Annotated in this window: 17 protein-coding genes and 1 riboswitch; of the genes, 13 read left to right on the top strand and 4 right to left on the bottom strand. The window is 71.6% G+C overall.

The window, feature by feature from the left end:
* Positions 1-27 precede the first annotated feature (27 nt).
* Positions 28-399 (bottom strand): hypothetical protein, encoded by a 372-nt coding sequence (locus tag FKD65_RS33560; RefSeq protein ID WP_141582396.1) that lies wholly within the window; start codon positions 397-399, stop codon positions 28-30.
* 49 nt (positions 400-448) lie between these two features.
* Positions 449-565, top strand: a riboswitch (SAM riboswitch).
* A 60-nt stretch (positions 566-625) separates the two neighbouring features.
* On the opposite strand from FKD65_RS33560, the gene FKD65_RS33555 reads away from it, so the two are divergent.
* From FKD65_RS33555 to FKD65_RS33535, 5 genes are all read left to right on the top strand, one after another.
* Entirely contained in the window at positions 626-1,882 is a 1,257-nt protein-coding gene (locus FKD65_RS33555; protein WP_141582394.1) for an aminotransferase class V-fold PLP-dependent enzyme, read from the top strand.
* Positions 1,883-1,983: 101 nt separating this feature from the next.
* On the top strand, positions 1,984-6,153 hold the full coding sequence (locus tag FKD65_RS33550; protein ID WP_141582390.1) for an SseB family protein: 4,170 nt from the start codon (positions 1,984-1,986) through the stop codon (positions 6,151-6,153).
* Positions 6,150-6,518 carry a hypothetical protein gene (locus FKD65_RS33545; protein WP_141587235.1) on the top strand — a complete coding sequence of 123 codons (369 nt, stop codon included), beginning with the start codon at positions 6,150-6,152 and terminating at the stop codon, positions 6,516-6,518. Before FKD65_RS33550 ends, FKD65_RS33545 begins: the two co-directional genes overlap by 4 nt.
* A gap of 186 nt (positions 6,519-6,704) precedes the next feature.
* Positions 6,705-7,640, top strand: coding sequence for a hypothetical protein (locus tag FKD65_RS33540; RefSeq protein WP_141582388.1), 936 nt, complete (start codon positions 6,705-6,707; stop codon positions 7,638-7,640).
* Positions 7,641-8,200: 560 nt separating this feature from the next.
* Positions 8,201-8,620: a hypothetical protein gene (locus FKD65_RS33535; protein WP_141582386.1), complete on the top strand. Its 420-nt coding sequence runs from the start codon at positions 8,201-8,203 to the stop codon at positions 8,618-8,620.
* A gap of 53 nt (positions 8,621-8,673) precedes the next feature.
* Here the strand turns inward: FKD65_RS33535 and FKD65_RS33530 are convergent, their stop codons facing one another.
* The gene (locus FKD65_RS33530) at positions 8,674-9,213 is read right to left on the bottom strand and encodes a CGNR zinc finger domain-containing protein (RefSeq protein ID WP_205718328.1); all 540 of its coding nucleotides are present in this window, start codon (positions 9,211-9,213) and stop codon (positions 8,674-8,676) included.
* 746 nt (positions 9,214-9,959) lie between these two features.
* Here FKD65_RS33530 and FKD65_RS33525 point away from each other — a divergent pair.
* The 5 genes from FKD65_RS33525 to FKD65_RS33505 all read left to right on the top strand — a co-directional run bounded on the left by FKD65_RS33525 (position 9,960) and on the right by FKD65_RS33505 (position 15,943).
* The gene (locus tag FKD65_RS33525) at positions 9,960-11,204 is read left to right on the top strand and encodes a patatin-like phospholipase family protein (RefSeq protein ID WP_141582384.1); all 1,245 of its coding nucleotides are present in this window, start codon (positions 9,960-9,962) and stop codon (positions 11,202-11,204) included.
* 65 nt (positions 11,205-11,269) lie between these two features.
* The gene (locus FKD65_RS33520) at positions 11,270-12,286 is read left to right on the top strand and encodes a beta-ketoacyl-ACP synthase 3 (protein WP_141587233.1); all 1,017 of its coding nucleotides are present in this window, start codon (positions 11,270-11,272) and stop codon (positions 12,284-12,286) included.
* A 137-nt stretch (positions 12,287-12,423) separates the two neighbouring features.
* Entirely contained in the window at positions 12,424-13,545 is a 1,122-nt protein-coding gene (gene pdhA / locus FKD65_RS33515; RefSeq protein ID WP_141582382.1) for a pyruvate dehydrogenase (acetyl-transferring) E1 component subunit alpha, read from the top strand.
* Positions 13,542-14,519, top strand: a complete 978-nt coding sequence (locus tag FKD65_RS33510) for an alpha-ketoacid dehydrogenase subunit beta (protein WP_141579261.1) — start codon at positions 13,542-13,544, stop codon at positions 14,517-14,519. Before pdhA ends, FKD65_RS33510 begins: the two co-directional genes overlap by 4 nt.
* 5 nt (positions 14,520-14,524) lie before the next feature.
* Positions 14,525-15,943 carry a dihydrolipoamide acetyltransferase family protein gene (locus FKD65_RS33505; RefSeq protein WP_240809720.1) on the top strand — a complete coding sequence of 473 codons (1,419 nt, stop codon included), beginning with the start codon at positions 14,525-14,527 and terminating at the stop codon, positions 15,941-15,943.
* Positions 15,944-16,140: 197 nt separating this feature from the next.
* On the opposite strand, the gene FKD65_RS33500 is transcribed toward FKD65_RS33505, so the two are convergent.
* A complete protein-coding gene (locus tag FKD65_RS33500; protein WP_141582378.1) occupies positions 16,141-17,043 on the bottom strand; it encodes an RNA methyltransferase in 903 nt (300 codons plus the stop codon).
* A gap of 306 nt (positions 17,044-17,349) precedes the next feature.
* On the opposite strand from FKD65_RS33500, the gene FKD65_RS33495 reads away from it, so the two are divergent.
* The 3 genes from FKD65_RS33495 to FKD65_RS33485 all read left to right on the top strand — a co-directional run bounded on the left by FKD65_RS33495 (position 17,350) and on the right by FKD65_RS33485 (position 23,106).
* Positions 17,350-19,593 (top strand): substrate-binding domain-containing protein, encoded by a 2,244-nt coding sequence (locus tag FKD65_RS33495; protein ID WP_141582376.1) that lies wholly within the window; start codon positions 17,350-17,352, stop codon positions 19,591-19,593.
* Between the two features lie 291 nt (positions 19,594-19,884).
* Positions 19,885-21,402: an RNA polymerase sigma factor gene (locus FKD65_RS33490; RefSeq protein WP_141582373.1), complete on the top strand. Its 1,518-nt coding sequence runs from the start codon at positions 19,885-19,887 to the stop codon at positions 21,400-21,402.
* A gap of 210 nt (positions 21,403-21,612) precedes the next feature.
* Positions 21,613-23,106, top strand: coding sequence for an RNA polymerase sigma factor (locus FKD65_RS33485; protein ID WP_141582371.1), 1,494 nt, complete (start codon positions 21,613-21,615; stop codon positions 23,104-23,106).
* A gap of 34 nt (positions 23,107-23,140) precedes the next feature.
* Here the strand turns inward: FKD65_RS33485 and FKD65_RS33480 are convergent, their stop codons facing one another.
* Entirely contained in the window at positions 23,141-24,226 is a 1,086-nt protein-coding gene (locus FKD65_RS33480) for a phosphotransferase family protein (RefSeq protein WP_141582369.1), read from the bottom strand.
* Positions 24,227-24,460: the final 234 nt, after the last annotated feature.

The raw sequence follows: 24,460 nt of genomic DNA, 5'->3' as shown, positions 1-24,460 counted from the left end.
GCACGACCCGCCCGGCGCGGGGCCTGCTCAGTCGCAGGCCTTGCCGATCGTCGCCGGCGTCTCCCTGATCACGGTGTCGAGCTGGGAGACGTCGCCGGCGCCGACCCCGGGGGCGGCGGCGCGGAGCCTGTCCGCCTCCGCCTTCAGCGCCTTGCTCAGGTCGGCGTCGTCGGCCTGCTTCGCCAGCCCGTCGACGCGCCCGGCGAGCTGCTCGGTCGCCTCCCGCCACCGCGCGGGCTCGGCCGCCGGAACGCTCCGCACCTGGGCGACGTACTGCTGGAACGCCTTCTTCGTGTCGGTGCACACCTGGCCGGAGTTGCCGCCCAGCCCCCCGCACCCGCCGAGGGCGCCGAGCACCAGCGCTCCGCCGGCCAGCGTCGTGACCATCCGGTACCGCATCGCACCCTCCCCTTGATCTCCGATCGGCTCCGCTTATACTTCCGCATGAGGTCATGAGCGCCAGCGCGAAGCCCCGGCTTGCTGGTCGGCAACCCTTCGTCCGCGATGGGGTGCCCCGGGTGAAGACCTGGCCGGACGCGAGACCGCGTCCCGGCAAGCGCGGACCCCGATCGTGCACCTGGCCACCAGCGCCGCCCCGGGGTCCCTGACCCTGGAAGGTCCAGGCATGCCCACGCTGCTCGCCCGCTCCCCCATCACGACTGCTGTGACGCGTCCCGAGGGGGTCCGGGTTCGCCCGCTTCCCCGGGTCGTCGGCGCCGACGCCCCCGTCCCGGTGCGCGGCGGCCGCGTCCCCTACGCCAACTTCGACTACGCCGCCAGCGCGCCCTGCTTGGAGGCGGTCCAGGAGGCCGTCACCCGCGCGCTGCCGTACTACAGCAGCGTCCACCGCGGCGCGGGGTACGCGTCCCAGGTCACGACGTCCGCCTATGAGGACGCGCGGGAGACCGTCCGTTCGTTCCTCGGCGCTTGGCGGCGCTCAGCCGTGGTGTTCACGCGCAACACCACCGACGCGATGAACCTGCTCGCGCACGCCGTCCCCGCCGGGACGAGCGTCGTCGTCTTCGAGAGCGAGCACCACGCGTCGCTGCTGCCGTGGAGGCGCGCCGTGCGGCTGCCCGCGCCCGCCACCCCGGCCGAGGCCCTCTCCGCCGCCGACCGCGCGCTGCGCTCGTGCCCGGTCGGGCCGCGGCTGCTCGTCGTCACCGCCGCCTCCAACGTGACCGGCGAGCTGTGGCCGATCGGGGAGCTGGCGGAGGTCGCGCACCGCAACGGCGCCCGCATCGCGGTCGACGCGGCGCAGCTCGTCCCGCACCGCCCCCTCGACATGACCGCCCTCGGCCTCGACTACGTCGCGTTCTCGGGGCACAAGCTGTACGCGCCGTTCGGCACGGGCGTGCTCGCCGGACGCGCCGACTGGCTGCGCGCCGCCGAGCCCTACCTCAAGGGCGGCGGCGCCAGCGCCTCGGTCGGGGCGACGACCCGGTGGGCGCCCTCCGCCGAGCAGCGGCACGAGGCGGGCTCCCCGAACGTCCTCGGCGCCGTCGCGCTGGCCGCCGCGTGCGAGACGCTGCCTCCGTTCTGGGACGCGCTCGCCGCCCGCGAGGAGGCGCTGGTGGCGCGGCTGCGGTCGGGGCTGGCCGCCCTCCCGCACGTCAGGGAGCTGACGCTGTGGGGCGACCGTGCTCCGCGCGTCGGGATCGTGTCGTTCACCGTGGACGGCTGGAACGCGCGGGACGTGGCGCTTACGCTGTCCAACGAGCACGGCATCGGCGTGCGCGACGGGAAGTTCTGCGCCCACCCCTTCGTCCGGCACCTGCTGGGCGAGGACGGGAGCGCCGTCCGCGCGAGCATCGGCATCGGGACGGTCGAGGAGCACATCGACCGGCTCCTCACCGCCCTCGCGGAGCTGACAGCGCACTGACCTGCGAACTCCCGCGCGCGGTCAGACGATTGTGCTCTTTAATCCTGTTCGCCCATGTAGCGTAGGCAGTCGCGCGGGGACGAGCACGCTAGAAACAGGGGGTGGCGACCGTGGCCGACGCGTGGCGACCCACGTCGGAACTAGAGCACCGACTGCAGGAGACCGTACGGGCCGGCGACCAGGAGAGCTACTTCCGCCTCCTCGCGGACAGCGAGCTCGTCATCCCGGTTCCGCCCGACCTGGTGGACGGCGTCCTCGCGGGGGAGGCGCAGCCGTCGTGGCCCACCCAGGAGGAGGACGGCCGGGTCCACGTCCTGGTTTACACCTCGGCGGCGGCGATGCGGGCCTGCCTCGGCCCGTCCTACGAGCACTTCCTGACCGTCCGGTTCGGCGACATCGCCGAGGGCTGGCCGGACGAGCGCTGGTGGCTCGCCGTCGACGCGCCCGCGCGCGGCGTCCCCGCCGCCCTTCCCATCGAGGCGCGGCTGCCGTCGTGGTTCGTCCGGCAGGTCGCGGACGGCGACGGGCGCCCGCCGCAGGTCGGCCGGGCGTCCCCGCCGTGGGAGGAGCTGCGCGACCAGCACCGCGACCTGCCGCGCGAGACGCCGCGCGCGGAGTTCCAGCCGGCCAACGACGTGGAGCGCGAGCTGCTGCGGGCCGCGGCGAACAACGACCACGACCTGTTCCTGCAGACGCTGGCCGCCACCGAGGTGCTGCTGCCCGTCCCTGGCGACCTCGACTACTCGCTGCGTCCGGGGCGCCCCGGCTTCCCCTGGCAGACCCGCGAGGTCGACGGCTCCACCGTCGTCCCGGTCTTCACCTCGCCGGAGCGCCTGGCCGAGGCGTCCGGGCCCGGCACCGAGCACATCACGCTGCCGTTCACCGTCGTGCTGCGGTACTGGCCGGACCACGACTGGCTCCTCGCCATCAACTCCGGCTCCCCCGCGGGCGGCACCGTCCTCGCGCAGCAGCTCCCCGGCCTCGCCACCTGGGCCGACCAGCGCGCCGCCCAGCGCATGACGGAGCGCTTCGAGCCCCAGAACGACATCGAGCAGCGCCTCTTCGACACCGCCCGCCGCGGCGACACCGACGCCTTCTTCAAGATCCTCCTCGGCGCTCAGGTGCTCGTCCCGGTGGACGCCGACACGCCGTGGGGCATCGTGCCCGGCGACGCCGAGTTCCCGTGGCGCCCCGTCCCCGTGCACGGCCGGACGTCGATCCAGCTCTTCACGTCGCTGAAGTGGATGAACGAGGCGATCGGGTCGTCGCGCTTCATCATGCCGAGCCTCCTGGAGATGGTCACCGCGTGGCCGGACGCGTCCTGGACGCTCGTCCTCAATCCGGGCACCCCCATCGACGCGTCCATGCCGGGCGACAAGGTGCGGACCCTCAGCGGGCCGCCCGCTCCGCCGTCCGCCGCGGCGCCGCCGCCTCCCGCCGCGCCCGCGGTTCCGGTGGCCCCCGCCGTCCCGGCCGACCCGCCGCACGCCGGCGAGACGGGCCGCCACCACGCCGGCGCCCCCGCCGCGTCGCCCGCCCCGATCACGGGTGCCGCCGCGCCGGGCCGCCACGCGAGCGCTGCGCCGACCGACGAACCCGGCGTGCCCGCGCCCGGTGCCCCCGCCCCTGGAGCGGCTGCTCCCGGAGCACCCGCGCCCGGTGCCCCCGCTCCTGGAGCGCCTGGTCCTGGAGTGGCCGCGCCCGGCGTGTCCGACCCTGGCGTTCCCGCGCCTGGAGCACCCGCGGAGGCGGGCCGCCACCACGCGGGAGCGCCCGGCCCTGCCGGTGGCCCTGACCCGATGGCCGGACGCGAGCCGGTTCCGCCCGGTGCGCCCGACCCGGCGAGCGGCGGCGCCGAACCGGGCCGTCCCGGGATCGCGCCCCAGGCCCCGGCCCACTTCGGTGAGATGGGCGCCGCCCCCGGCCCGGCCGGAGAAGCGGGCCGCCACCACACGGCGGGACCCGCCGTGCCTCACGCCGCCCCGGCCGTCGGAGCCGACCCCGCCGGAACCGGCATGCCCGAGCCCGGCGCACCCGGCATACCCCCGCAGACCCCACCGGCCGATGCGGCTGCCACTCGGGACGCCGCCGGCGGTCCGGCGAACGAGCCGTCGAGCCCCGCGCCGGGCATGCCGGGAGATACGACACGCCACTCGGACCCGTCCAGCACGGCCGTCGACCCGGCCCACATCGCGGCGCTGGCCGCAGGGGCGGTTCCCGGCACGACCGACCGGCCGGGCGGCGTCGCGGAGCCCGGTCTTCCCGGGGCCGCACCTCGGGACGTCGAGGCGCCCGGCCGCCGTCCCGCGGAAGCGCCCGACCCGGCCGTTCCCGGCCTCACCGACCAGTCGGGCGGGGGCGTCGAGCCCGGCCTCCCCGGAACCGCACCGCAGGGCAACGAGCCTCCCGGCATCGCACCGGGCGCACCCGGCGAGGCTGGCCGCCACCTCAGCGGGACACCCGGCATTCCGGCCGACGCGGCCGCTCCCGAGGTGCCCGCTCCTTCGAGCGGCCCTCTGGAGCCCGGCTCCGCGCCCGGGCCTGGCGCGCCCGGAGACGTTGACCACCCTCTGTCTGACACCCCGTACAGCGCCGCCGCTTCCGGAGGCGCACCTCAGGACTTCGAGCCCCGGGGGGCCGCGCCGAGCGTGCCGGAAGACGCGGGCCGTCCCTACGCGGCGCCGCCCGGCGCGCCGGTCGACGCGTCCGCCGACCCGGGCCACATGGCCGGACGGGACCCCGCCTCCCCCGGCGGTGCGGGTCTGGGTGAGACCGGCGCCGCCGCCGCGCCACCGGCCGGCGGGATCGCACCCGGCGTGCCGGACCCCGCCGACCGTCGCGTGGCGGGCCCCAGCGTGCCCCGCGAGGCGGCTCCTCCCGGACAGGACGCGACCCACCACGGTGCGCCGTCCGCGACCGGCGGCGCTCTGCCGGAAACCGGCGCCGGTCCGCAGGGCGGCGAACTATCGAGCGGCACGCCTGGGACGCCACCCGCGGTGGACAGTGGTCAGAGCGACTGGTTCGACAGTGCCGCCCCCGCGGCTCCCGGCGAGGCGGTGCCAGGCACGGAGAGCACCTCCCCTGCCGTGGGCGGCGGTGAGCCGGGCGGCCTCGCAGCCGTCCCGCCTGCCGGCGCCGCGCCGCGGGATGCCGTGCCGTCTGACATCCAGGACCCCGCCGGCACCGGCCCGGTCGAGGACGGCGGGAGCGGCGCACCGGGCGGGGAGCCCGATCCGGCTCGGGCGCTGCGCGCCGTCGAGGAGCCCGAGCCCGAGTTCGAGCCGGGCAACCGGATCGACCAGGAGCTCTACGAGGCGGCCTCGGCCGGCGACTCCGACGCGTTCCTGCGCGTGCTGCTGAACGCGAACGTGCTCGTGCCGATCCCCGACGACGCGCCGCTGGAGATGACGCCGGTGCAGCGGGAGTTCCGGTGGGACGCGGCGCTGCGGGACGCGGTGTCCGTGCAGGTGTTCACGTCGCTGGTCCGGCTGCGCGAGGTGCTGCCGAAGTCCCGGTTCGTGTACGCCGACTTCCGCGAGCTGATCGGCGCGTGGCCCCGGGAGGACTGGGCCATGGTGCTCAACCCGGGGACGCACATCGGGGCGTCGCTGCACGGGGACCAGGTGCGCTCGCTCAGCGAGTGGGCGGTGCGGGTCGGGCTCGTCCCGGCGCGGCCGGAGGTCCCGCTGCCGCCGCCGCGGCGCGAGGCGGTCCCGCAGCCGGCGGCCGACCCGGAGGACCGCGTCACCTCACCGACGATCATGCAGAAGGTCGTCCCGCACGGCCACGTCTCCTGGTACCTGGAGCAGGGCTACGACCGGGTCGGCGGCTTCGTCCACTCGACGAACGACGTGGCCGAGCTGCAGACGCCCGTCCAGCTCTACGAGGCGCTGGGGCTGCTGTACGCCGACTCGCCGTTCTCCCTCGACGACGAGGGCGTGTACGTCATCCGGTGGCCCGCGTACTGCCCCGACCTGTACCGCGTCCCGTTCGGCGGACGGGACGCAGAGGAGATGGCGTCCTGGGGCGAGGCCGGCTGGGTCGTCGAGCGGCCCCCGTTCCTCGGGAGCGGCTTCGCGCCGGGGAGCGCCGGGTCCATCCGCGAGTACAAGGCGGCCAGCGTCCGGCTGCCGTACGGGGCGGAGATGTACTACCTCGCCAGGGACCGCTCCGAGCGGTTCATCGCGATGTACGATCCCGACCGGCTCGCCTGGCTGCGGCCGGACGCGGGAGCCGACGCGTGGGACGGACGGACGGAGGCCGCGCAGTGATCCGGGACGGGTACGTCGCGCGGTGGCTCGGCCGCGACTTCGAGGCCGCGCCCGGCGCCGACGGGGAGATCAGGCTCTACGCGCCGGGTCCGACGGACGGCTTCGAGGAGTTGCGGCCGGGGCGCTTCCGCCGCATCGTCCCGGCGTCGGAGATCGAGGACCTCCGCTACGTCCGGACGACGTGCCGGTGGCGCGGGGAGCGGTTCGTCATCGTCGGCGAGCACGAGACGTGGGTGCGTGTCGAGTACGCGGGCGGGGTGGCCCCGGTCGCCGAAAGCCTGGGGCTCGAACGCGTCGACCAGGGCATCTGGCAGGCGTGGGCGCCCGGGTCGGAGATAGAGGACGTCCAGGAAGAGTTCATCTGACCCCGGATGGGCTTGATTTGGCCCTGGGATCCGTGTTCGCATGTCTCCCGAGGCGATCCCTCAGAGCGAGGCGTTCAACGGCGACGCGACGGAGGTGCGGCGGCAGTGATCTGCCGATCGGCGGTCAAACCGATCTTTGTTGGGCTCGGCACGGCGGCCGTCCTCGCCGCCGGAGGCGCATCAGCGGTGGCTGACGTCACGCCCTCCCCCACGGGATCGGATCCCGCGTCCCCCGCCCCGGGCAAGCTCGACGTAGGTGTCGCCTCGTCGGTGGCCAAGCTGGACCCCGGCGACTCGCTCGACATCACGACGACCGTGAAGGCCATCGGCGGCGCCGTGGCCAACGTCAAGGTCACCAACGTCACGGTGTCCCTCGAGGGCGCGACGGTGACCGGCGACTGCGGAGCGCCGTTCGAGTCGGAGGAGTGCGCCGTCGGCGACCTCGCCGAGGGGAAGATCGGTGCCCCCGTCAGGTCGCACGTGACGGTCCCCGAGAAGGGCCCGAAGAAGACGGCGACGTACACGATCACCGTGACCGTCGACGCGGCCGGCCTCTCCCCCGTCTCCGGCGCGACGACGTTCAAGTACGTCGTCCCGTCCAAGCCGCCGCCCACGAAGACGCCCACACCGAAGCCCACGCCGTCCAAGACGCCCACGTCGCGCAAGCCCACGACGCCGTCGCCCACGGCTTCGCAGTCCTCCTCTTCGGGGACGTCGAACGGCGGGTCCGGCGGAGGAAGCGGGTCGTCCGGGACGGGTTCCGGGGGCGGCGTGAACACGAACGGGTCGGTGCAGACGTCGCCCAACTCCTCGTTCGACGCGCCGAACCCCCAGGTGGCGCTGCCGTCCATCCAGGCGCCCAACCCGTCCGTCGCGCCGAGCCCCGTCGCCGGGTCGGGCACGCCGCAGAGCCGGCTCCAGGGCAACAAGGCGCCCGTCGCGCAGGACCTGACGTTCGAGCGGATGGCCAGCACGCAGATCGCGTGGCTCGCGGCGCTGCTGGTGGCGTTCTCGCTCCTGCTGACCCAGCTGCGCCTGGGCCGCCGCCGGGTCCCCGCCGGGGCGCCGAGGCGGCCGAGGGGGACGCACCGGCGGCCTCGGGGCGGCATGTTCGGCCGCTGATTCCGCGAACGGCCGCGTCCTTCACCTGGTCGATCAGCGCAGGCCACGCGCCGGTCACGCCCGCGACGATCAGCGCGCGTTCCTTAGAGGTATGCCTGTCGCGGTCACCCCTCAGCCCGGTGCCGCCTCAGGTATGTCTCCGGAAACGGCCGAACCCCGCGAGAGAATCTCAAAAGAGGCCTCTGGGGGAATCGGGGAGCGGGACCGGAAATATTTCGACCCGACGGCGGCGTTCAACCAATGTGCCCCTCTTGGGACGCCCCGGACCGCTGGTGATGCACGCCGATCCTCCTGCCCTCCCTCGAACGGTGCGGTATCGGCGGGCCCGTTCCAAAGCGAGCGAATGCCCGGGGCCGCGCGGGGCGTCTTGACGATTATCGGCGGGCGTCCGGTATGCCCGGCGAAACGGCGGGGACCGGGCGGGCGCCACCCCGGATTCCGCCGAACACCCCGGCCGACTCGCTGGAAGGAAGCGGTTTGAGGCTCTCTGAATTGGTTACTTTTCCGGAGCGGCTGTTCCTTGCCAGCGCCCTTGCTGCCCCCGGAAGAGGTGACCGGTAATGGAAATTCGGACAGACGGCGGTATGCCGGACCAGGACGAGATCGCGAAGCTGCGCGCCCAGGCCGAGGCCGGCGACCGCAACGCCGCGGGACGCCTGGGCGAACTACTGGCCAAGCACGGCGACCCGGAGGCCGCGCTGCACGTGTGGGCCCGCGCCTACGGCGACGCCTCCCCGACGACCAGGCGGCTGGCCGAACTGCTGGCCGACCGCGGCGACCTGAGGGCCGCCGTAGAGGTGTGGCAGTTCTCCGACCCGGTCCGCCAGAACCCGGACGGCCTCCACGAGGACTTCCTGGCCGCCCTCGACACCGACGACCGCATCGACTGGGAGGACGACCCGGAAGACTGGGCCTTCATGGAGCGCGAGCACCTGACCACCCTCCTCCCCGAACGAGGCGACGAAACCGCCCTCGCCTAGCCGGCCCCCCAACGCCCGTGCCCCTCAGAGCGCCAGACCTTGACGTGCGGAGCTCAGGCCGTGCGGGCGCGACGGCTCCGGAATGCGGCGGCTCTGACCCGGCTCTGGCAGGTAACCGAGCAGTACCGGCGGTCACGTGTGGGTGAGGCGTCGATGAAGACGTCAGCGCAGTTGGGGGCGGTGCAGACGCCGAGGCGTCCGAAGCCGTTCTTCCCGAGGTGGTCCCGGAACGCCAGGGCCGCGGCGGCGACCACGGCCTGATCAGGTGCGTCGGTCGACCAGGTGGCCGTCAGTTGGTCGTCGACGAGGGTCATCAACGGGGAGACCCTGGAGGCGGCGAGGAGCTTGGTGACCTGCCGCGCGCACTCGTACGGGGCAGTGGCGGAGAAGACCGGGTACACCTCGTCGGCGACGCGTTGGAGCGACCCGTCCTGAAGGTCACGGGTGAGTTCATCGGGGATTCCGAGCCGCAACCCGTCGGCCGGCGGGAAGGCATGGTCCTGCTCTCCGGCGACCTCACGAGGCACGGTGCCGAACTCGTTGACCAGGTCGACCAACGACGCTAGCGGCATCACCTCGACTGTCACTGCCATGCCCGCATGGTAACGCACTGACATTGACATGTCCGTTGCGATCGAGCGTGGAATGTCATAACGTACTGGGCCGAAATAGCACGTCATGAGGTCGCCGACGTCGCCGGTCACGGTCACTCGGCCAGCCCGTCGCAGTTTTGCTCCCACCGATGGGCATGGACTGCCCGACCTGCCCGCGCACCCGCCTCATCATGCTCGGCCCGTGGTTGATGGGCGCCCTCCCCGCACCACCACGGCACCGGCGCGGACCAAATCGATCAACGATGCGGATGACATCGCCTCGCCCGCACCGGACCTCCGAAGCGTAACGCACTGATACGGAGAAGCCTGTTGCGGCCAGGATGTTGGTGTCGTAACGTACTAACCCGTTCAAGTACGTTACGGAGTCATCGAGGTGGACCAACGATGCCGCCGGCGTCACATCGTCTCGACGCGGGCTCACTTCCCGCCATCACACACGACTGCATGCGTCACACGCTGCGAGCGCCATGACGACATTTCTGGTGAGCGGTGAATGATCGAAGAGACTTCACACGCTCAGTACGGCGGGAGCGAGTCTCGAGCTTCCACAAAGCTTGACCAGCAGGCAGCAGGAGCAACCCCAGGAGCCCGAAAAGCTCTATTCGAACCCGCGTGGCCGCGATTGCCGCATGCCCGCACGGAGTGACCACCGTCGCCTGATCGAGCTCACCTGAAATCTTCGGCCGTCTGATTTGGCGTATGCCAGACAACAACAAGCGAGATCGATGATCCACGAAGACCTCTTGCAAAAAGAACTGGAATATCCGGGCACCGACTCGCTTGGAAGCCTCTGGGAGCCCCCATCTTCGGATAGAGCACATGTGCGAGAGAAGCATCCTGCGGGCCGGGCCCCGTTCATCGCGGTTCTGGGGTCGAGCGGGTTTCGCGCCAGCTGGCAGGCCGGACTGGCCCATGTGCTGGAGGAGATCGGCGAGCCGGTCCGCTGGGATCTGGCTTCGGGCGGCACCATCCCCGGACTCGCGGCTGCAGTGGGGCTGAACAGGTACTGGCGTCGCATCGCGAACGCCGGGGCACCGACTCACAAGATCCTCAAGCCGGCGCAGGGACTTCGATGGTTCGAGCGCAAGAACCTCGACCTCGCCGGTGTCTTTGATATCGCTGCCGTAGAAGAATGGCTGGCCGCCTGGTTGGCCTGGGCGGGAGTGCAAACCTTTCGCGACCTGCGGTACGACGACGGCCAAGCCCCCGCAGGCGTTTCCCATCGTGCCGGAATCTGCGTATCGATGTGGCGGACGGACAGACCTTTTCCAACGCGATGCACGAGTTCCCAGCTGCGCGATCCGGAGTTCATCCACCACGCCTTCCGATGGGCCTTCTTCAGTCGGCAGTTTCCCTGGCGTAGATTCCGGCAGGTGTGGGTGCCCGACACTATAGGGGAGCATCTACCGTGGCTGAAGAATGAGATCGACGACCACAGCCCGGCCTTCTGGGCCCGAGTGTCCATGAGCCAGTGGCCCGCCTGCCTGCCCACCGTTTTCCAGGACCCCGCGACTCTGCAGCTGATCTTTCTCGCCGATGGCGGCCACATAGACAATCAGCCGAGTCTGTTCAATGACGGACGCCTGCCTCCGCTTCCACTGCTCAATCCGAGGCTGGCGCAGAATCGGCGACATAGCGAACCGGGCCGGCGGCACCGTGATTCGCGACGCATGCCGTTCGGCGGGGTCGTCCGGTTCGAGGTGACCCCGGAAACCAACTTTCGGTCGCTTCAGGCCCGCGGCTTGACCTTGCCCGCCCGCGACGCCATGTGGCGAAGAGGTGTCATCCAAGGTCGACAGAAGCTCGCTTCTGAGTTCACCGAGCTGCTCAGGAGGCACTCCCAGGCGCGCGAACGACGAGCACAGCTGGACAGCAGGCTCATCATCGAAATACCAGGACTTCATGGATTTCAGGCAATTGCCGCCGCAAAAAGGGCGGGAACAAGACGAGCTTTTGATCATCGCAGCTAGTGACGGTCACGCACCAACCGGCGGTTGGCCCCGCAGAAGGGCCATTCAAGAGGGGAATCATCAACGTGAACGGATCGAGCGTTCTCGCTCTGGGCCACTATCAACCCGATGGAGTCTTGACAAATGACGAGCTCGCCGCTCGAATCGACACCAGCGATGAATGGATTACCCGCCGGGTGGGAATCCGACGTAGACGCATTGCCTCGACCAGTGAGACCGTGGACCAGATGGCTGTCCGCGCAGGCGCGGACGCTCTGGACAGGAGTCGGCTGCCACTGGACTCGGTAGAAATGGTCGTGGTCGCAACCTGCACGGCCATCGATCGAACTCCGAACATGGCCTCCCGGGTGGCCGCGGACCTGCATCTGCGCAACTGCGCGGTCATCGACGTGAACACGGCCTGTTCAGGCTTCACTCACGCACTCGCGATCGCTGATCACAGCATTCGCTCCGGGGCCGCCGAACACGCACTGGTCATCGGGGCCGACAAGCTCAGCGACGTCACCGACTGGGACGACCGATCGGTCAGCGTCCTGGTCGGCGACGGTGCCGGAGCCGCGGTCGTGGGCCGGACGGCGACCCAGGGCATCGGCCCGGTGGTGTGGGGCTCGGCTCCGGAGAAGGCACGGGCGATCCTCATCGAGGGAACCCCTCCACGCTTCACCCAGGACGGAACGACGGTCTTCCGCTGGGCCGTGACCGAAGTGGCCCGGCACGCGCGGGCCGCCTGCGACCTGGCCGGCATCCCTCCGGCCGATCTGGCCGCCGTGGTCTTTCATCAGGCGAACCTGAGGATCATCGAAAAGCTCGCAGCCCAACTCGGCGCGGTGAACGCGATCCTTGCCACTGACATCCAGGAATCGGGCAACACCTCTGCGGCCAGCATCCCCCTGGCACTGTCAAAGCTCGTCGAACAGGACCGAATCCCGCCGAGAGCACCCGTGCTCCTATTCGGCTTCGGTGGCGGACTGGCTTACGCCGGCCAGGTGATACTCTCTCCCGCCCCCTTTGAAGCAGAAAAGGGTGGAGCGTTCAATGATTCCCACGCAGATTATCGTTCCGTGACCGACGAGGTTCATTGATGCCGCAAAATTGATAACTTATTGGAGTTCACACGACCGCTCCAGACAATCCCAGCGTCCCGGAGTCGAATCTTTCTCGCGCATTAGCGACTTTGATGATCTGCTGCCCGCCCGCCCCCTTCTGAGGTTTAGTTGAGATGGTCGATTCCGTGCGCGATGGTTGGGAGACTGCTGGTGGGCCTGATTCTGTTCAGTTGCTCACGCCGGAGGGCGTGCGTGTGGAGCACCCGGACTACCCCCTGGACCTCAGTGCCGAGGACGTGCGCGGCCTGTACCGCGATCTGGTGATCGTGCGGCGTATTGATGTGGAGGCCGTGGCGTTGGCGCGGCAGGGCGAGCTCGGCCTCTGGACGCCGTTGCTGGGGCAGGAGGCGGCGCAGATCGGCTCCGGGCGGGCGGCGTCGGCCAACGACATGGTGTTCCCGACGTACCGGGAGCACGGCGTGGCGTGGTGCCGGGAGGTTGAGCCGCTGAAGCTGCTCGGCATGTTCCGCGGCATCAACCACGGCGGCTGGGACCCGAAGGAGCACGGCTTCCACCTGTACACCGTCGTGATCGGCAGCCAGACGCTGCACGCGACCGGGTACGCGATGGGCATCCAGCGCGACGGAGTGCTCGGCACCCCGTCCGCGGGCGCCACGATCGCCTACTTCGGGGACGGGGCCACGTCCCAGGGCGACGTGAACGAGTCCTTCGTGTTCGCCTCGGTGTTCAACGCGCCGATCGTGTTCTTCTGCCAGAACAACCAGTGGGCCATCTCCGAGCCCCTGGAGCGGCAGTCGAGGATCCCGCTCTACAAGCGGGCCCAGGGTTTCGGCTTCCCGGGTGTACGCGTGGACGGCAACGACGTGTTCGCCTGCCTCGCCGTCACCAGGAAGGCCCTGGAGAACGCTCGGACTGGCCAGGGCCCCACCCTGGTCGAGGCGTACACGTACCGGATGGGCGCCCACACCACGACCGACGACCCCACGCGCTACCGGCTGAAGGCCGAGGAGGAGGCGTGGAAGCTCAAGGACCCGATCGAGCGCGTCAAGGCGTACCTGGTGCGGGGCGACATGGCCGACGCGGGGTTCTTCGAGCGGGTGGAGGCCGAGGCCAAGCAGATCACCAAGGAACTGCGTGAGGCGTGCCTGGCGCTGCCGGACCCGGGGCCGCTGTCGATGTTCGACAACGTGTACGCCGGCGAGCACCCGCTGATGACCGAGGAGCAGGAGCAGTTCGCCGCCTACCTCGCGTCGTTGGAGGAGGAGTCGAAGTGAGCACCCTGACACTCGGCAAGGCCCTCAACGTGGGCCTGCGCAAGGCCATGGAGAACGACCCGAAGGTCCTGGTCATGGGCGAGGACGTCGGCAAGCTCGGCGGCGTCTTCCGCATCACCGACGGCCTCCAGAAGGACTTCGGGGAGGAGCGGGTCATCGACACCCCGCTGGCGGAGTCCGGCATCGTCGGCACCGCGATCGGGCTGGCGCTGCGCGGCTACCGGCCGGTGGTGGAGATCCAGTTCGACGGGTTCGTGTTCCCCGCCGCCGACCAGATCATCACCCAGCTGGCGAAGATGCGGATGCGCTCGCTGGGCGCGCTGGAACTGCCGGTCGTCATCCGGATCCCGTGCGGCGGCGGCATCGGCGCGGTGGAGCACCATTCGGAGTCGCCCGAGGCGTACTTCACCCACACCGGCGGGCTGCGCGTGGTCGCGTGCTCGAACCCGGTGGACGCCTACTCGATGATCCAGCAGTCCATCGCCTCCCCCGACCCGGTGATCTTCTTCGAGCCCAAGCGCCGGTACTGGGACAAGGCGGAGGTCGACACCGACACCACCGACTGGACGCCGCTGCACCGCGCGAGGGTCGTCCGGCCGGGCGAGCACGTGACGCTGCTGGCCTACGGGCCCTCGGTGAAGACGTGCCTGGAGGCCGCCGCGGCCGCCGCGGAGGAGGGGCGGTCCCTGGAGGTCATCGACCTGCGCTCGCTGAACCCGCTCGACATCGGCGCGGTGACCGAGTCGGTGAACCGGACGGGGCGCTGCGTCGTCGTCCACGAGGCGCCGGTGTTCAACGGGTACGGCGCCGAGCTCGCCGCCCGGATCACCGAGAAGTGCTTCTACCGGCTGGAGTCGCCGGTGCTGCGCGTCGGCGGGTTCTCCACCCCGTACCCGCCGTCGCGCATCGAGGACCATTACCTGCCCGACCTCGACCGCATCCTGGACGCGGTCGACCGGACCTTCGCGTGGTGACGCCGGTGAGCCAGCCCAGACTGTTCAAACTGCCGGACGTGGGCGAGGGCCTGACCGAGGCCGAGATCGTCAAGTGGCACGTCCAGCCCGGCGACACCGTCGAGGTGAACCAGACCATCGTCGAGATCGAGACGGCGAAGGCGATCGTGGAGCTGCCCTGCCCCTACGAGGGCGTGGTGACCGAGCTGATGGTCACCGAGGGGCAGACCGTGGACGTCGGGGTCCCGATCATCGCCGTGGACGCCGGCGGCGAGGGCGGCGTCGCGACGCCGGTGTCCGAGCCCCCGGCCCAGGCGGCCGCGCTCGGCGAGGAGGGCGTCCCCACGGTCAACGAGCCGGGCATGGTGTCGCCTGAGGCGCCGCCCAAGCGCACGCCCGTCCTGGTGGGCTACGGCGTGAAGGAAGCGACGACCAAGCGCCGTCCCCGCAAGTCCGCCAACGGCACGGCGCCCCCGGCGTCCGCAGCCCCGGCGGCCCCGGCCCCGGCCCCGGCACCAGCGCCCGCCCCGCAAGCGCCGCCTGTGCCGCACCCGAGTCCTTCGGGGAACGGACTGCCGCTGGCCAAGCCGCCCGTCCGGAAGCTGGCCAAGGACCTGGGGGTGGACCTCACGTCCATCACGGGGTCCGGCCCGCAGGGCTCCATCACCCGCGAGGACGTCCTCGCCGCGCAGGCCGGGGCTGAGGCTCCCGCCGCGGCTCCCGTCCAGGCGGGCCCGCGCGAGGAGCGGATCCCGGTCAAGGGCGTCCGCAAAGCGACCGCGGCGGCGACGTCCGGTTCGGCGTTCACCGCCCCGCACGTCACCGAGTTCCTCCAGGTGGACGTGACGCGGACCATGCAGACCGTCAAGCGGCTCCGCGAGCTTCCCGAGTTCGCGGACGTGAAGGTGTCGCCGCTCCTGCTGGTGGCGCGCGCGCTGCTCACCGCCGTGGCGCGCAACCCGATGGTGAACTCCACGTGGGTGGACGGCCCGAACGGCGCCGAGATCGTCGTCAAGCGCTACGTGAACCTGGGGATCGCGGCGGCCACCGAGCGCGGCCTGATCGTTCCCAAGGTGAAGGACGCGCAGGACCTCGACCTGCCGGGCCTCGCGCGCGCCCTCAACGAGCTGGCGGCCAAAGCGCGCGCGGGCAAGGCGTCCCCCGCCGACCTGTCCGACGGGACGATCACGATCACCAACGTCGGGGTGTTCGGGGTGGACACCGGGACCCCGATCCTCACCCCGGGCGAGTCCGCGATCCTGGCGTTCGGCCAGGTCAGGGACATGCCATGGGTGCACGAAGGCGAACTCGCGATCCGCAAGGTGACCACCCTGGCGCTCTCGTTCGACCACCGCATCGTGGACGGCGAACTCGGCTCCCGCGTCCTGCGCGACGTCGGAGACATGCTCGAGGACCCGATCCGCATGCTCGCCTGGAGCCGATAGCCGACGACCATTCCCAGAAGTCGGTCGGATGCGCTCAATCGCTTGGGAACAGAATGTGCGGTCAAAGTTACGGCGCACTCTGGAGCTCTCTGTTCACGCCCCCACGTTCGTCGGGCGCGGCCTTCCGCTCAGTCTCCCATGGTCCCGCTCGACTGGTCGCGGTACGTGCTCATGGCAGGGCGGCGAAGCGGGCTGATCTACAGACGCTTCTGCTGACGCATGAGGCTGTGGCAGGCGATGGCCGCGGCTGCGGTGACGTTGAGAGAGTCGACGCCGGCGGACATGGCGCCTCCGCTCATGGGGATGCACACCGACTCGTCTGCCTCGTCCAACCAGTGAGAGGACAGACCGTCGCCCTCCGAGCCGAGCATCAGGGCCACGCGATCCCCTATCGATGCCTTGTCTATTGGTGTGGCCGTCTGGTCGGGGGTCAGGGCCAGCAGTGTGAATCCCGCCGCGCGCAACTTGCCCAGGTCGTCGTGCCAGTTGGTCATGCGGGCGTAGGGAATGGCGAAGACAGCGCCCATGGAGACCTTGACAGACCGGCGGTAAAGGGGGTCCGCGCAGCGAGGAGAGAGGATGATGGCGTCGATTCCCAAGGCCGCGGCGCATCTGTATATGGCGCCCACGTTCCCGTGATCGACAAGGTCCTCCAAGACCAGGATCCGGCGAGGGAAAGGCGTGGACTGCGCAGACATCCCGACGTTGGGGTGGTCGGCAACCTCCTCGTAGTGGCCGGCGCTGCGGACCCCGGTGAGGACCTTTTCGACGGGCGGTAGGGGCAGGCGTTCCACAGACGCCAGGGCGCCTCGGTGGACCTGGAAGCCGGTGATGGTTTCCATCGTGGCGTCGTCTACCAGGTAGGCGGGGGCGTCGAGGGCGTCCAGTAGGTCGGCCAGTTGCTCGGTCCAGCGGCGCGTCGTCAGCAGGGAGCGGACGGGGTGGCCGGACGCGACGGCGCGGCGGATCACCTTCTCGCCCTCGGCGATGAACAGGCCGTGCTCGGCCTCCAGACTCTTGCGGAGGTTGACGTCGCGGAGCCGGACGTAGTCCGCCAGGCGCGGGTCGGCGGGGTCGGAGACGGGGATCAGGCTGGCCATCCCCCAAGTCTGCCGCCGGGCGCGCGGTGGCCCGGCCGCGTGCGCCCGGCCGGGTCACCCAGTGGCCCGGTCGCGTCGCGGCCGGATCCGGCCGTGGGCGGGTCCATATGTCCCATCCTGCGGCATACTCCACATCCCCTCGTACCGCATCGATCGCTGGCGTGACGGTCGTGTACGTTGCCAGGGTCGTCGGGCTCAACACTCATGACCTGCGTCATTATCGGTTTTGAGTCCTTTGTAACCTCTGGGGCGTACTACTACAGTGCCGGGGAACATCGGCGGGTTTCAGGTGAATCGAGGGCAGCCGTGAGCGGACGTCATCGCAATGACTTCCCAGAGGGGGCTGAGGGCGGGTACGACCCGTCCCGGCCCGTTTTCGGCCCGGCCAACGACGGGTCGTCCGACTGGTTCGGGTCGCGGGACAGCCAGGGCCAGCCGCTCGCCCAGCCCCAGGCCGGCCCGCAGGGGGCCCCGCCCGGCATGGCGCCGGGCGCGTCCGGCGAGACTCCCCATTGGTTCACGCCCCGGCAGTCGTCCGAGGAGCCGGTCTACGGCTCCGGCGCGTACGGGGCCGCGTCCGGTACGGGCGGCTACGGGCAGGGACGGTACGGCGAGGAGCCGAGGTCCGGGTCCCCGCAGGGGCCTCCCCCGGGGTCCTCGCCGCTGGCCGGGACGGGCTACAGCGAGTACGACGCCATCAGCAGGTCGGACGGCGGCCAGTCCGGGGGGTACTTCGGCGGGCCGGGCGACTCCGGCGGGTCCGGGGGCTCGGGCGGTTCCGGTGGTCATGGCAGTGGGTCCGGCGGCTACGAGTACGGGCGCCGCAAGCGCAAGCGCAGCGCGACCGCGCTGATCGGGCCGATGGCCGGGGCCGTGGGCCTGGCGCTGCTGCTCGGCGTCGGCGTCTACGCGTTCGCCGAGAGTGGCGGCGGCTGCTCCGGCGACGGCGCGATGAACCTGTCCGTCGCGGCGGCGCCCGACATCGCGCCCGTCGTGGAGAAGGCCGCCGGACGGTTCAACGACGGCAAGCACAAGGTCGACGGCAAGTGCGTCAAGGCGACCGTGAAGAGGGTCGAGCCGGCGGCGGTGACGACGCTGCTGTCCGGGCAGGCCGTGGCGAACGACCGGCCGGACGTGTGGATCCCCGACTCGTCCCTGTGGATCTCGCTGGCGCAGACCGAGGGTGAGAACGGCGACAAGAGCGGCGTCGTGTCCACCAAGACCTCGCTGGCGAGCAGCCCGATCGTGGTGGGGCTGCCGCGGACGCTCGCGGTGGAGCTGAAGAAGCAGGGCATCACGGCCAGCCCGTCGTGGGACAACCTGCTGAAGGCCGCCGGCGGCGTCGCGGGCGGCGCGGTGACCAAGAACCAGATGATCCCGGCGGGGACGGTGCGCCTGGTCGTGCCCGACCCGATGCGCAACGCCGCGGGCATGGGCTCGCTGATGGTCACGAGCACGCTGCTGGCGAACGACCCGAACCGGGACTCGATCTTCACCGGCATCGTGCGGACCGTCCGGGAGAGCACCGTCACCGACACCAAGGCGGAGTTCGAGCACTTCCGCAAGGACCGCACCGGCAAGCAGCCGATCTCGCTGTCGTCGGAGCAGGCGCTCTACGCCTACAACCGGACCAAGCCGGCCGAGCCCGCGGTGGCGCTGTACCCGATCGAGGGCACGCTGTCGATGGACTACCCGTTCACCGTCACCGCCAAGGACGGCGCGCAGGCCAAGGGCGCCCGCCTGCTGGAGCAGGCGATGCGGACCGAGGCGACCCGCAAGGACGTCCTCGACGCGGGGTTCCGGGCGGCCGACGGCAAGGCGCCGTCCGGGTTCGGGCAGGCGACCGGGGTCAGCCCGGCCCGGCCGCGGCAGCTTCCCGCGCCGAAGAGCGAGGACGTCGCGAAGGTCATGCAGGCGTGGTCGAAGCTGTCGCTCGGCCTGCGCATGCTGACGCTGATCGACGTGTCCGGGTCGATGGCCGAGAAGGTCGGGCCGAACGTCAACCGGCTCCAGGCGATCGCGCAGGTGTCGCAGGGCGGGCTCAGCATGATGTCCAACGACACCGAGCTCGGCCAGTGGCTGTTCTCGACGAACATGAACGGCAAGCAGCCGTACAAGGAGACGGTGTCGGTCGGACCGCTCGGCGAGCGGATCGGGTCCAACACGAGGCGCGGCCTCGTCCTGTCGACGCTCAACCAGATGCAGCCGAAGCCGAACGGCGACACCGGCCTGTACCGGACGATGCTGGCCGCGTACAAGTCGATGAACGACTCCTACAAGCCGGAGTTCGGCAACTCGATCCTGCTGCTCACCGACGGCAAGAACGACGACCCGGACGGCCCGTCGCTGAAGGACACGCTGAAGCAGCTCAAGGACATGCAGGACCCGAACAAGCCGATCCAGGTGAACATGATCGGGTTCGGCAAGGGCGTGGACAAGAACGAGCTCGAGCAGATCGCCGCGGCGACGAACGGGAACGTGCAGATCGCCATGACGCCCGGCGAGATCTCCAGGATCTTCCTGAGGATGCTGTCCCGCCGGATCCAGTGATCACCATTCGGTGATCTTCCGGATGCGCCAGGTAGTTCTTGATTTTTCCCCGCGTTCGGTGTCAACCGGACGCGGGGATCGATCGTCAATCTATGTGGAGGCCCGACGGGGAGCGGGGCCGTCGGGCCTCCGACCTACTTCCCTCCCTGGCCCGTGACGGGGAGGCGGCCGCCGGTCGGACGACCGACCGGGGCGGGGGAGGCGAACCGCTCCCTCTGAGATCTTCCAGCCCGTCCCCGGCGTCCCGGACGCCCGGACGAGGATTCCGAGCACAGCCCGCGGGAGGACTTCGTGTCCGGTTGGCCCAGTCTCGACCGCACCGACGACGAGCGCCTGGCGCGGACGCTGGCGGCGGGTGATCCGAGCGCCCTCATCCAGGTCATGGACCGCTACGCGGCCCGCCTCTACGACTACTGCCACGCGCTGCTGCGCGACCAGGACCAGGCGGCCGGCGCGCTCCACGACGCGCTCATCGCCGCCTACGCGCACGTGTCCGGGCTGGGCGAGCCCGACCGCTTCCGCGGCTGGCTGTACGCGCTCGTCCGCAACGAGTGCATGCGGCGGCTGCGCGACCCGGGCCGTCCCGCGCAGCGGCACGAGGCGCCCGAGGTCGAGGACGGCTTCCTCGACGAGGCGGAGCAGGCGCGGCGGCAGGAGGCCCGGCGGCTCGTCCACGCCGCGCTGTCCGGCCTGCGCGGGCGCGAGCGCGAGTCGCTCGACCTCATGCTGCGGCACGGCCTGGACGCCGACGAGGTCGGCGGGGTCCTCGGCATGGACGCGGACCAGGCGGCGGGGCTGACCGCCGAGGCCCGCGCCCGCCTGGACGAGTCGCTCGCCGCCGCCTACATCGCCCGCACGGGACGCGACGCCTGCCCCGAGGTCGCCGCGATCGCCGACGACGCCGGGTGGCCGCTGCCGCCGCCGGTCGTCCGCAGGCTCGTCCAGCACATCGGGGCGTGCGGGATCTGCGGGCCGCGGCGCGACCGCACCGTCTCCGCGGCGCGCCTGCTCCAGGTGCTCCCGGTCGCGATGATGCCGAACGACCTGCGCGGGCACGTGATGGCGACCGCGACCGACCCGGCGCTCGCCTCCGACCTCGCCGCCATCGCGCGCGCGGCCGAGCCGTTCGACGCCTGGGGCTGGCCCGGCATGGTCGAGCAGGAGCCCGTGCGCGCCGCCGCCTCCGAGGGCGGCAGCGGTCCGCGCGGGGTGTGGGCGGCGCTGGCCGCGGCCGCCGCCGTGATCGTGGTCGTCGCCGCGGCGTACTACCTGATGTCCGGCTCGTCCGGCGAGCGGACGGCCGCGGAGGGTCCCTCGGGCGGGGCGTCGGCGTCCGTCGTCGAGCCGTCCTCCCCGACCGAGTCCGAGGAGCCGTCCGACACCCCGACGCCCACGCGGTCGGCGACCCCGACGCCGACGACGACCTCGCCGACGCCGACCCCGACGAGGACGCGGGAGCGGCCGCGCTCGCCCAGCCCGACCGCGACCCGGACCCAGCCGAAGGCCGGCCGGCTGTCCATCGGCTCCTGCACGATCGAGGGCGCGGGCCCGGGCAGCTGCAACATCGCGGTGCGGGCCGTCGGCGGGACGGCGACCTGGTCGGTCGCGGGCGCGTCCGGCGGTCTGAGCGCCAGCGGCGGCGGCACGCTGCGCAACGGCGAGGTCGGCTACGCCCGGGTCAGCGGGGTCTGCAACCCGCCCGGGGGTTCCGGAACGGTCGCGTTCTCCAACGGGGAGGCGCGCACCGTGACGCTGTCATGCCCGCCGGACGACGGAAGCGGTGGCGGGAACGGCCAGGGGCGCCGCTGACGCAAGAGTGATCCAGATCACGTCGGAGTGCGCAAGGGCCGTCTCACAAGGCGATACGGACACGGCGCGTACGTGATCCGTCACTGATATCCACCCATAAGGGAGAAATTCCAGCAACTTGGTGGCAAGATCAGGCAACCGAGTCGGCCGGCACGCGCCGGGACTCGTCCGGGGGCAGATCACAACACCGAACTCGTCTGGAGGGTTCCCGTGGCCGGTGAGCCAGGGGCCGCGCAGAATGACGACCTCAGGCTGGCGGACTCGCTGCGAGCCGGGGACGTCATCGCGCTGACCGAGGTCTACGACACCTACGCGCCGTTCCTCTTCGACTACTGCCACGGCCTGCTGCGCGACCGCGTCGAGGCGGCCGGGGCCCTGCGCAACACCGTCATCTCCGCCCGCGAGCACGTGGACCGGCTCACCGAGCCGGAGCGGCTGCGCGGCTGGCTCTACGCGATCGCCCGCAAGGAGTGCATGCGGCGCCGCGACAGCCCGAACCGGCACACCGGGCAGGAGGCGCCGGAGGCCGAGGACGAGCTGACCTCCGAGCAGCTCGCCCGCCGCGAGGAGCGCCGCCTGCTCGCGCACAGCGCGCTCGCCGCGCTGAACGGGCGGCAGCGCGAGGCGATCGACCTGTCGGTCCGCCACGAGCTGGACGAGGTGGACCTGTCCGGCATCTTCGGCATGCCGCTGGAGGAGACCCTCGCCCTGGCGGAGAAGGCCCGCGAGGACCTCGCCGCCGCGCTGCGCGCGTCCGTCATCGCGCAGAACCACTGGAAGGACTGCCCGAGCGTCGCGGCGCTGACCGAGTCGTGGCCGCTGTCCCCGCAGACGTCGGCGGCGCTCGTCCGGCACGTCGACAACTGCCCGGTCTGCGGGGCGCGCGAGACACCGCCGGTGCCGCCGGACCGGCTGCTGTCGGTGCTGCCGATCGCGGCGATCCCCGCCGACCTGCGGCTGGACGTGCTGACCGCCGCGACCGCCGAGGACCGGGCCGGCAACCGCCGCGCCATCGCCGCCTGGACCGAGCCGTTCGACGAGTACGGCTGGCCGCTCCCCTACCAGCAGACCGCGCCGCGCGCCCGGGACCGCGCGCCCGCGCGGCGGCGCGGGCCGCTGCTCGCGGTCGCCGCGGTGGGCGTCGGTGTCCTGGTGCTGTTCGGCGGCGCGATGGCGTGGCTCGGCGGCGGGGACGACAGCAGGAACGCGTCCGCGACCGGTCCCGTGTCGCCCGGCGGCAGCACCCCGCCCGGGGGGTCGACCGTGCCGGAGCCGGTCCCGACCGACCCGACGTCCCCCACGTCGCCGAGCCCGTCCCCGACCGAGTCGAAGTCACCGTCGAAGTCGCCGTCCCCCACGGCGTCCAAGACGGCCTCGAAGCCGCCGGCGACGACGAGCAGGCCGCCGGCGCCTCCCACGACCAGCGCGCCGAAGCCGCCGCAGCCGGGCACGCTGTCGGTGAGCGGCTGCGACATGGGCAGGAGCGGCTCCTGCACCGTCAGGGTCAGCGCCTCGGGAGGCTTCGTGGACTGGCGGGTCACCGGCACGTCCGGGCCGGTCAGGGCGGGCGGCTCCGGTCACCTCGACGCGGGCGAGAGCGGCGGGGTGCGGGTGTCGCGGGCCTCCGGCTTCTGCTTCGGCCAGCAGACCGGAACCGTGTACTTCTCGTCCGGCGCCTCGGCGACGGTCACCTACCGCTGCTGAGCCGGGGCGCGCCGGGCGCCGCTACCAGACTCCGCTACCAGACGGAGCCCGCGTCGAGGGTGCGGTGGGCGCGCTCCAGCAGGACCGGGACGCCGCCGCCGATCTGGTCGAAGCCCTCGCCGACCGTGGCCTTCTGCAGGTAGCGGGCGTGGATGCCCTCCAGGATGACCGCGAGCTTGAAACACGCGAACGCGACGTAGAAGTCGAGGTCGGCGAGGTCGAAGCCGGTCAGCTCGGCGTACCGTCCGGCGAATTCGCGGCGGGTGAGGAAGCCGGGCGCGGAGGTGATGGTGGCGCCGACCGGGAGCTGCTCGGCGTCGGCCGCCTCGGCCCAGTAGACGAGCGTCAGCCCGAGGTCGGACAGCGGGTCGCCGAGCGTCGACATCTCCCAGTCGACGACGGCCGCGATCTCCGGGCGCGGCTCCAGCCGGGCGAGCGCGTTGTCGAGCCGGAAGTCGCCGTGGACGAGCCGCGCCGGCGCGTCCGCCGGCAGCCGCTCGGCCAGCCGCGCGACCAGCCGGTCGTATTCGGGCAGGTCGCGGGTGTGGCCCGTCGCGCGGACGGCCTCCTGCGAGCTGTCCCACTGCTTGCCCCACCGCTTGAGCTGGCGCTCCATGTAACCGCTCGGACGTCCGAAGTCGCCCAGCCCGACGGCCTCCACGTCGACGGTGTGGATCGCGGCGAGCGCCTCGGCGAGCGCGTCGCTGAGGCCCCGCGCCTGCTCGGGGGTGATGTCGGCGGCGTCCTCCCGTGTGCGCAGGACGCGCCCCTCGACGAAGTCCATGAGGTAGAAGCGGGCGCCGATGACCTCGTCGTCGTCGCAGAACGCCAGCGTCGTCGGCACCGGGACCGCCGTTCCGCGGCCGAGGGCCGACAGCACGCGGTACTCGCGGCCCATGTCGTGCGCCGTCGGCAGCACGTGCCCGAGCGGCGGCCTGCGCAGCACGACGCGGCGGCCGCCGGCCAGGGTGATGCCGTACGTGAGGTTCGAACGCCCGCCCGCGATCAGGTCGATCGCGCTGATCCGTCCAGATCCGGGCAGCTCACGGGCCAGCCAGGCCGCCAGCCGGGGGACGTCGATACCGGGCACCCCGGCGGGCAGTTCTGCGTCAACGGTCATGACGCACTATTAGAACGCGGCTCGGTCGCGAGTGTGAACCCCACCCGGGTACCGCCCGTGCGGTGCGTGACGCCCGGCCACTTCCGGCCGACTTCCAGCCGCCTGTCATCCGTTCTTCAGACTCGGCGATGACCTGCGCGAACGCGGGGACCCTCAGGCCGTCTTCCGCCCAGGGTGAGCAATTCGACCGAACACCCGGGAGGAAAAAGGTGACACAAGGTGGAATGCTCGGAC

Source organism: Actinomadura sp. WMMA1423 (assembly GCF_006547145.1).
Lineage (GTDB): Bacteria > Actinomycetota > Actinomycetes > Streptosporangiales > Streptosporangiaceae > Spirillospora.
Note: the sequence above shows the minus strand (reverse complement) of the source record. Positions and strands in the feature narration are given on the sequence as shown.